Genomic DNA, 8580 nt, shown 5'->3' on the forward strand with positions numbered 1-8580 from the left:
CAAAAGGTGGAACGCTACGTGCAGGCCGGCACCGGGCCGCCCGGGGTGTCTCCCCCGGCCCCGTTGCCGGCGCTAATCGTTCGGCCCCGGCTGATGGCCGCCCTGGATGCCGCCCCCGGCTCGGTGCTCCTGACGGCACCCGCCGGTTTCGGTAAGACAACCCTGCTTCGCCAATGGACGCAGGGATCCGCTTGCCCATCCATCTGGGTCAACGGGGCGGACCCCCGCCACCATGGGGCCGTCTGGCCAGCCGTGTTGGCCGGACTCCGTGAGTCTTCGGTTATTTCCCCCGCCGCCCTTGATGCGCTGGAGGAAACCGAAGGTTCTGCCGGTGCGGCTCTTTCCCGGCTCTGTTCCCATCTCGGGGACCGGCAGGTGCGCCTGGTCTTCGATGACATTGACGTCTTCAGCGCGGGCGAACGCGACTACTGGCTTCCGGAGCTGCTGAACCGGGGTGCATATCCGGTCCAGTCGCTCGCGACAACCCGGAACGCTGCCGCCGTGGACGCCGGACCCGCCCGCCTCTCCGGCAGATTGCTGGACCTGTTTGCCGCCGATCTGGCGTTCACCGGCAGCGAGACGGAAGAACTGGCCAGCCTGCTGGCTCCGCAGGTGGGAGAGCACTCGGTGGGCCGGGTGCACCAGCACCACGGCGGATGGCCCGCGTGCACCGTACTGGCACTGCGTTCCCTCCACCAGTCTGCCGGCGGGCCCCTTCCGCCGGACGGTATGCGGCCGCTGACGGAGTATCTCGAGCGGGATGTCCTGCCCACCCTCAACGGAGCCGAGGCCGGCCTGCTCGCCAGCACGGGTGTCTGCCATGAAGTCAGCGCCGCCCAGGCAGAGGAGCTCTCCGGCCGGCCGGATGCCGGTTGGGTGCTCACGCAGCTCACGGAGCGCGGGCTGGTGGAGCCGGCCGGACCGGGAACATTCCGTTCCCGGTCCGTGCTGCGGGACTACTTCCTGGACGCCCTGATCCGGACCGTACCTGGCGAACTGCACCGGCTGCACGGGGTGGCAGCTGACTGGCACACCCGCGCCGGTGATCCCGCGGCAGCCCTGCGGCACGCCGCCGCCACCGAAGACGACGGGCTGGTGGCTGCAATCCTCTGCAGTCACGGGGTCCGGCTGGTCGCCTCGGGGCGGGCAGCTCCCGTCCTTCGTGCCCTCGCTCCGATGGCGGAGACAGCAGTGCTCACCAACACGAAACTCAGCCTTGTAGCCGCGCTTGCGCACCTGGAGACCCTGGAACCGATAAGCGCTGCACGGTTCGCCGACGCCGCGGAAAACAACTGGAGCGGCGCCGCCGAAAAGGACGTCCGGGACCTGAGGGCCCTGGTGCATGCCGGTCTCGCCTGGTTCAGCCCGTCCTGGCGCGCCCCTTCGGCCGGCACCGCAGCCTTCCGTAGGGCTGACCCGCCGACGGGCTCGCCGCTTCCGGATATCCGGATTGAGGCCATGCTGCTGGAGGCCGCGGCTGCGCAGGCGGTGGGGAACTTTTCAGCCGCCGAGGGCTGGGCGGCTGATGCGCTCGCGGATGCCGCCGAGGTACGCAACAACCGTGCGGCCGAAAAAATACTGACCACACTGGCCTTCGGGGCGGCTGTCCGGGGACAGCTTCGTGACGCTGGCCGGTTCCTGACCCAGGCAGGCAATCCCCCGGCCGCAACGCCGGAATCGAACGGACCGGAGCGCCCGGCAGCACACCTGGTGCAGGCGCTGCGGGCCCTGCTGCGGATGGAACCGGCGTCGGCACGGGAACTCAGCGCGGCGGCACGCGCCAACCTGGGCCAGCTCGAATCAGTTCCGCACGGGATCGGAGCCACGATGCGTGCCGCTGCCGCCGTCCTGGAGGGCTGTGCACTGCTGGATCTGGGCGGCGGATACCGTGCCCTGAACGAACTGCGGCGGGCACGCGACCTTCTGGCGCCGGAAGATCCCTTTGATGCGGTGCTGGCCGCCTGGATCGCAGTGACGGAACATACCGCCGCCCTGGCACTGGGGCACAGCAGGCGTGCGCGGGAAGTGACGGACTGGACCAGGGAACGCCTTCCGCGGTCCGGGGAGTTGTGCCTGCTGCGTGCCTCCGGCGCCGCGGCCATCAGCCGGTTCACCACCGCCGCCGAACGCCTACAGCCGCTCTACAACGGCTCCTGCCGTCCCCTCCTCGGCTGGACAGCGATCCAAGTGTCCGTCCTGGAATGCTCCATGGCCGTCCGCACCGGCCGGCGGGCCCTGGCCGTGGAGCACCTGGGCCGGGCCCTGCACCAAAGCGAGGAGCTTGATGTGCTGCGCCCGCTGGCCAACGGACCAGCCGAGGTCACCGACCTGCTTGCTGAACGCGCCGGCGCCTGCGGGGCCGAGGAAGAAACAGCTGAACGGGTGCTCGCCCTGCGCCCCGCCGTCAGGCGTCCCTATCCCCTGACGCCGCGGCAGCAGGAGATCCTCTCGCTGCTGCCGTCCCACCTTTCCCTGCCTCAGGTTGCCGCCGAACTGCAGGTATCCGTCAACACGGTCAAAACCCACGTGAAGATCATCTACGCCAAGCTCGGGGTTTCCTCCAGACACGACGCCGTTTCGGCCGCCTACCGCTGCGGACAGCTGCCCTGAACCCGCGGGGTCGGGAACTCAAGCGGTCGGGAACTCACCGGCCGGGAACTCAGGCGGCCGGGCGCTCAGCGGCCGAGCACTCACCCCATGCGGGTGATCACGGATCCGCGAGCGCGGCCTAGTGTGGTTCCGTTGATGCAAGTCCACGCGAAGGTCAGGTGAGCATCGTGAAGAACCTTCTAACCACCATCGGAATCCACATCCTGGCGGCCTGTGCGGGGCTCCTCCTGAGTCTGTGGTGGGTCTCAGGTTTTTCGCTCCAGGTGCCCGGTTTCATTGTCGCCGTCCTGGTGGTGGTGCTGGCCCAGGCCGCGCTGCTGCCGCTGGTCTCTAGAGCTGCAAGCCGGTACGCCCCCACTTTCGCCGGCGGAACCGGATTGATCGCTGCGCTCCTGGCCCTGTTGATAGCAGGCTTGTTCCCCGGCGGCGTGAGCGTGGCAGGCTTTGGCGACTGGGTCCTCGCCGCACTCATTCTCTGGGTATGCAGCGCCGCAGGTGCGCTGGTGAGCCAGCGCTTGGTTCTCCGGCGGGCGGAACACCGCGCCGTCGGCCACCCGGGTGCTGCGGGGGCATAGGCGTCCCGGTCGGGAGCTTCCGGCCCGGGAGCCCGCGGGCATCAGCCGGCAGCCTCCCGAAGCCGGCCGCCGTAGCGGGCAAGCAGCCTGTCCCCGGCCCTCCGGGCGGCTTCCGAGACGGTATCCAGTGTGAGGAAACCGTGGACCAGCCCGGGATGGGAAACGTAGTCCACCGGTGTGCCTGCCGCGTGAAGCCGCTCGGCCAGTCGAGCGCCCTCGGGCTGTAAGGGATCGTGTTCAGCGGTAGCCAACAGGGTGGTGACCGGCATCGACGCCGGGCTCCCCTGACCGGCAAGCCCGTGTACGGGACTGAACTCAGCCAGCTTTTCGGGCGAGGCATCCGGAAGCCATAACCGCACAAACCAGTCCAGGTTCCGCACCGACAAACCCCACCCCTCCCCTTTCTCCTTCGCCGCCGGCAGCCCCGGAGTCAGGTCGGTGTTGGGATAGGCCAGAAACAGCAGATCGGGCCGGGATGCCGCAACCCCTGCCGCCAGCCGGCGGGCAGCCTGATAGGCAATGAGTCCGCCGGCGCTGTCTCCGGCCAGTCCCGTTACAGGAAGGATCGGCCCCAGCACCTCCGGACCTCCGGCCGCCCACCGGACAGCCCGGACCAGGTCCTCCACCGCCGCGGGCGCGGGATGCTCGGGCGCCAACCGGTAATCCACCGCCAGGACCGCCGTGCCCGCCAGACGCGCCATCCGGCGGCACAACCGGTCATGGGAGTCCAGTCCGCCGAAGACGAAACACCCGCCGTGAGCGAAGACCGTCAGCGGCAGCGCTCCGGGCCCGGGCCGGTACAGCCGTGCCCGGAGCGGGACATGGTCCGTAACACTTCCGGCGTCCGGGAGAGCGGGAATGAAAATGTCGCGCACCGCGGCCAAATCCGGCCCGGCTTCCCTGCGCCGCGGCGCACGTAACCGGCGTATCTCCGCAAGGGACGGCGGTGCATCGGGCGCACGGCGCACTTCGGTCAGCCAGTCCGCCAGGGCTGGGTCGGCAACGGCATCCATCGGACCAAGGTAGCAGTGGAAATCCGGCTGCGGATTCCGGCGGTATGTGGGTAGGGTCGGTGGCGGGACCTGCATGATCCACGTCATAGCCGGTTCCGCCCGCTCGGCCCGCCGGGGTCCCTTGCGGCCTATGTTACTCGCGAGTAACATCGAGTCGGACGTTGTTCCGTTTCATATCTCAAAGAGGAGTAAGTACGTGAGCCCACAAAGCCGATCACGGCAGATCAGGGACGTAGTTTTCGTAGACGGAGTACGGACTCCGTTCGGCAAGGCCGGCGAAAAGGGCATCTACGCCGGAATGCGTGCAGACGACCTGGTGGTCAAGTGCATCCGTGAACTGATGCGCCGCAACCCCTCCCTCCCCGCGGAACGGATCGACGAAGTGGCCATTGCCGCCACCACCCAGTCCGGTGACCAGGGCATGACCATCGGCCGTACCGCCGCACTGCTGGCCGGCCTGCCGCGCACGGTGCCCGGCTTCGCCATCGACCGCATGTGCGCCGGCGCCATGACCGCCGTGACCACCACCGCCTCCGGCATCGGCTTCGGCGCCTACGACGTCGTCATCGCCGGCGGCGTGGAGCACATGGGCAACCACCCGATGGGCAAGGACGCCGATCCGAACCCGCGCTTTATGACCGAGCGCCTGGTGGATCCGGCCGCCCTGAACATGGGCAACACCGCCGAGAACCTGCACGACCGCTTCCCGAACATCACCAAGGAACGCACCGACGCGTACGCCGCCGCCAGCCAGGAGAAGCTCGCCAGGGCCTACGCCAACAACGAGATCCAGCCTGATCTGGTACCCGTTGCCACCAAGAAACCCGGCACCGGCTGGACCCTGAACACCGTGGACGAGCCGCCGCGGCCCGGTACCACGGTCGAGGACCTGGCCGCACTGCGCACCCCGTTCCGCGCCCACGGCCGCGTCACCGCCGGTAACGCCGCCGGCCTGAACGACGGCGCCACCACCGCCCTGCTCGCCTCGGCCGAAGCCGCCGAGGAACTCGGCCTGGGTGTGAAGATGCGCCTGGTCGGCTTCGCCTTTGCCGGCGTTGAGCCCGAGGTCATGGGCTACGGCCCGGTCCCCGCCACCGAAAAGGTGCTGAAACAGACCGGCCTGTCCATCGAGGACATCGGCCTGTTCGAAATCAACGAGGCCTTCGCCATCCAGGTGCTGTCCTTCCTGGACCACTTCGGCATTGCCGACGACGATCCCCGCGTGAACCGCTACGGCGGCGCCATCGCCGTCGGCCACCCGCTGGCCTCCTCGGGCGTGCGCCTGATGAACCAGCTGGCCCGCCAGTTCGAGGAAGATCCGAGCGTCCGCTACGGCATGACCACCATGTGCATCGGCCTGGGCATGGGCGCCACCGTGATCTGGGAAAACCCGAACCACCCCGACTACAACACCGATTCCACGGAGGCCACCAAGTAATGTCAGCTCCTGATTACCAGCGCCTCGCGGGCCTCTTCCCCAACGAGGTTGTCACCCACTCCTACGTCTCGGACATCCAGCTGCCCGGCAATGCCGGCACCTTCGCACTGATCACCCTGGACAACGACGTCGACCACAGCCGTCCCACCACGCTTGGCCCGAACACCCTGCTCGAGCTCGGTGAAAAGCTGGACGCGCTTAAGGCACGTGCCGAAGCCGGGGAAATTGTCGGCGTCGGCGTCACCGGCAAGCCGTTCTACCTGGTGGCCGGTGCCGACCTGTCCGCGGTCAAGGGCATCTCCGACATCGAAGCCGGCTACGCCATGGCCCGCCTGGGCCACGACGTGTACGCCAAGCTGGGCAGCCTGGGTGTTCCCAGCTTCGCCTTCATCAACGGCGTCGCCCTGGGCGGCGGCCTGGAAATTGCACTGCAGTCCGATTACCGCACGGTGTCCACCGGTGCCGGTGCGATCTCCCTGCCCGAGGCCTTCATCGGCCTGGTTCCGGGCTGGGGCGGCGTTTACCTGCTGCCGCGCCTCATCGGGCCCGAGAACGCCGTCAAGGTGATGATCGAAAACCCGCTGAGCAACAACCGCACCCTGAACGGGCCGGCTGCCTACAAGCTGGGCATCGCCGACGCCCTCTTCGAGCCGGCCGATTTCCTGGAGCAGTCCCTCACCTGGGCCGCCCGCGTCATCACCGGCGAGGAGCAGGTGCAGCGCCCCAACGCCGTCGAGCCGGCTGCCGTGGGCGAAGCCTGGGACGCAGCCGTAGCCCGCGGCCGCGCGTTTGTGGAGGCAAAGACCTCCAACGCCGCACCGGCACCGGCCAAGGTCCTGGACCTGCTGGAGCACGGCAAAACCTGGACCCGCGAGGAATCCCGCGAAGCCGAATGCGACGCCCTGGCCGAACTGATGCAGTCCCCGCAGTTCACCTCCACCGTGTACGCGTTCCTGGACCTGGTCCAGAAGCGCGGCAAGCGTCCCGCCGGCGCGCCAGACAAGAAGCTTGCCCGTCCGGTCACCAAGGTCGGCGTGGTCGGTGCCGGCCTCATGGCCAGCCAGCTCGCCCTGCTGTTCGCCCGCCAGCTGAAGGTACCCGTGGTCATGACGGACATCGACCAGGAGCGCGTGGACAAGGGCGTGGGCTACGTGCACGCCGAGGTGGATAAGATGCTCGCCAAGAAGCGCATCTCCCCCGACGCCGCCAACCGCACCAAGGCACTGGTCACCGGGTCGGTCTCCAAGGAAGCCTTCTCGGACGCCGACTTCGTCATCGAAGCCGTCTTCGAAGAGATGTCAGTCAAGAAGCAGGTCTTCGCCGAGGTGGAGGCCGTCGTCTCCCCCGAGTGCATCCTGGCCACGAACACCTCTTCCCTCTCCGTGACGGAGATGGCAGCGGACCTTCAGCACCCCGAGCGCGTGGTGGGCTTCCACTTCTTCAACCCGGTGGCGGTGATGCCGCTGCTGGAGATTGTCCGGGCTCCCAAGACCGACGACGCCGTCCTGGCCACCGCGTTTGTCCTCGCCAAGCAGCTCAAGAAGACCGCCGTGCTGGTCAAGGATGCCGCCGCCTTCGTGGTGAACCGCATCCTGGGCCGCATGTTCGGCGAAATTACCCGCGTCTTCGACGAAGGCACCGACGCCGCCACGGCGGACAACGCGCTGCGCCCCATGGGCCTGCCGATGTCTCCGTTCACGCTGCTTGCCCTCGTGGGCCTGCCGGTGGGACAGCACGTCCAGGAATCCCTGCACAGTGCGTTCGGTGAGCGCTTCTGGCTCTCGAAGAACTCGCAGAAGATCATTGACGCCGGCATCAAGTCCCTGTGGCAGAAGGACGAGGACGGCAACGCCTACATCCCCGAGGAAACCCTGGCGATGCTGGACTTCGGCACCACCCCCTCCACCTCGGAGGAAGTCCTGCGCCGCACGCAGGACGCCCTGGCCGAGGAAATCGGGCTCATGCTCGACGAAGGCGTGGTGGCAGGTCCCGAGGACATCGACCTGTGCATGATCCTCGGCGCCGGCTGGCCGATGCACCTGGGCGGCATCACGCCGTACCTGGACCGTGTCGGTGCATCCGAGCGGGTCAACGGCAAGAAGTTCCATGAGGCGGCCGTGGCTGCATAGCCAGTCTGTCTGCTTCGCCCGGCGCCGGGCGGACCGGAACGGCGGCAACGAAAATCCTGGCTCGCAGAGCTCGCAAGGATTATTAAAGCCGCCAAACCCGGTCCGTCCGGCGCTTTCGCGTTTCCGGACGGGCGCTCCTTTCGGCCAGGTCTGGAAAGTCCTCCGCAGCCGCGCTAGCCTCCCTGCATGAGCGAGGACCCGACGCGGTCTCAGAAGCACGCCAGGCGAACGGTTGCGGTGATACTGAGTACGTTCGTGGCTGTCTGGCTGGTTTTCCTGTTGCCGTTCCATGAGCCGTGGAACTGGCTGATGGCGGGCACTGCCCTCGCACTTACCGCAGCGTCCGTGCGGATGTTGGCACGCTTCACCCTTCGAGGGTGATACATCATGAGGAGACAGCATGTCCTTCCAGGCGTACCTCGATGCCCTTGAGGAGAAAACAGGCTCGACGCCACGCCAACTTCTGGATATCGCTGCAGCCAAAGGCTTCAGCGGTGAAAACATCAAGGCTTCGGAAGTCCTCGAATGGCTCAAGACCGACTACGGCGTCGGCCGCGGACACGGGATGGCACTCGTCCACGTCATTAAGAACGGCCCCGGCGTTGACCGGAAACACGTTGGAACAACGGGAACCCACCGCGACGATTCCGACACTCTCTGGCTGGACGGCAGGGCAACCAGGCCCGCCTGAGGCTCCCGTTCCCCGGCGACGTCTAGGTGTAACTCTTACGGACGTTGTGAACGCGTTCGATAGGTGAGAGGCCCCCGATCCCGGTATGGGCTCGGTGATGATTGTAGTGATGAAGCCAGGCATC

Annotated in this window: 7 protein-coding genes; 6 read left to right on the forward strand and 1 reads right to left on the reverse strand. The window is 67.5% G+C overall.

The features are described 5' to 3' along the window. The first annotated feature begins 6 nt into the window (after positions 1 to 6). Positions 7 to 2610 carry a helix-turn-helix transcriptional regulator gene (locus AC5RTS_RS02455; RefSeq protein WP_493990466.1) on the forward strand — a complete coding sequence of 868 codons (2604 nt, stop codon included), beginning with the start codon at positions 7 to 9 and terminating at the stop codon, positions 2608 to 2610. Between the two features lie 167 nt (positions 2611 to 2777). Next, positions 2778 to 3185: a phage holin family protein gene (locus tag AC5RTS_RS02460; protein WP_493990467.1), complete on the forward strand. Its 408-nt coding sequence runs from the start codon at positions 2778 to 2780 to the stop codon at positions 3183 to 3185. Positions 3186 to 3226: 41 nt separating this feature from the next. On the opposite strand, the gene AC5RTS_RS02465 is transcribed toward AC5RTS_RS02460, so the two are convergent. Continuing rightward, a complete protein-coding gene (locus AC5RTS_RS02465) occupies positions 3227 to 4198 on the reverse strand; it encodes an alpha/beta hydrolase (RefSeq protein ID WP_493990468.1) in 972 nt (323 codons plus the stop codon). Positions 4199 to 4394: 196 nt separating this feature from the next. On the opposite strand from AC5RTS_RS02465, the gene AC5RTS_RS02470 reads away from it, so the two are divergent. The 4 genes from AC5RTS_RS02470 to AC5RTS_RS02485 all read left to right on the forward strand — a co-directional run bounded on the left by AC5RTS_RS02470 (position 4395) and on the right by AC5RTS_RS02485 (position 8456). After that, a complete protein-coding gene (locus AC5RTS_RS02470) occupies positions 4395 to 5636 on the forward strand; it encodes a thiolase family protein (protein WP_493990469.1) in 1242 nt (413 codons plus the stop codon). Further along, complete coding sequence (locus AC5RTS_RS02475) at positions 5636 to 7765, forward strand: 3-hydroxyacyl-CoA dehydrogenase NAD-binding domain-containing protein (RefSeq protein WP_493990470.1); 2130 nt, start codon at positions 5636 to 5638, stop codon at positions 7763 to 7765. Before AC5RTS_RS02470 ends, AC5RTS_RS02475 begins: the two co-directional genes overlap by 1 nt. 186 nt (positions 7766 to 7951) lie before the next feature. After that, positions 7952 to 8146: a hypothetical protein gene (locus AC5RTS_RS02480; protein ID WP_493990471.1), complete on the forward strand. Its 195-nt coding sequence runs from the start codon at positions 7952 to 7954 to the stop codon at positions 8144 to 8146. 19 nt (positions 8147 to 8165) lie between these two features. Then, complete coding sequence (locus AC5RTS_RS02485; RefSeq protein WP_493990472.1) at positions 8166 to 8456, forward strand: DUF4287 domain-containing protein; 291 nt, start codon at positions 8166 to 8168, stop codon at positions 8454 to 8456. The last annotated feature ends 124 nt before the right edge of the window (positions 8457 to 8580 follow it).

This window comes from Arthrobacter sp. MDT1-49-2, assembly GCF_059090185.1.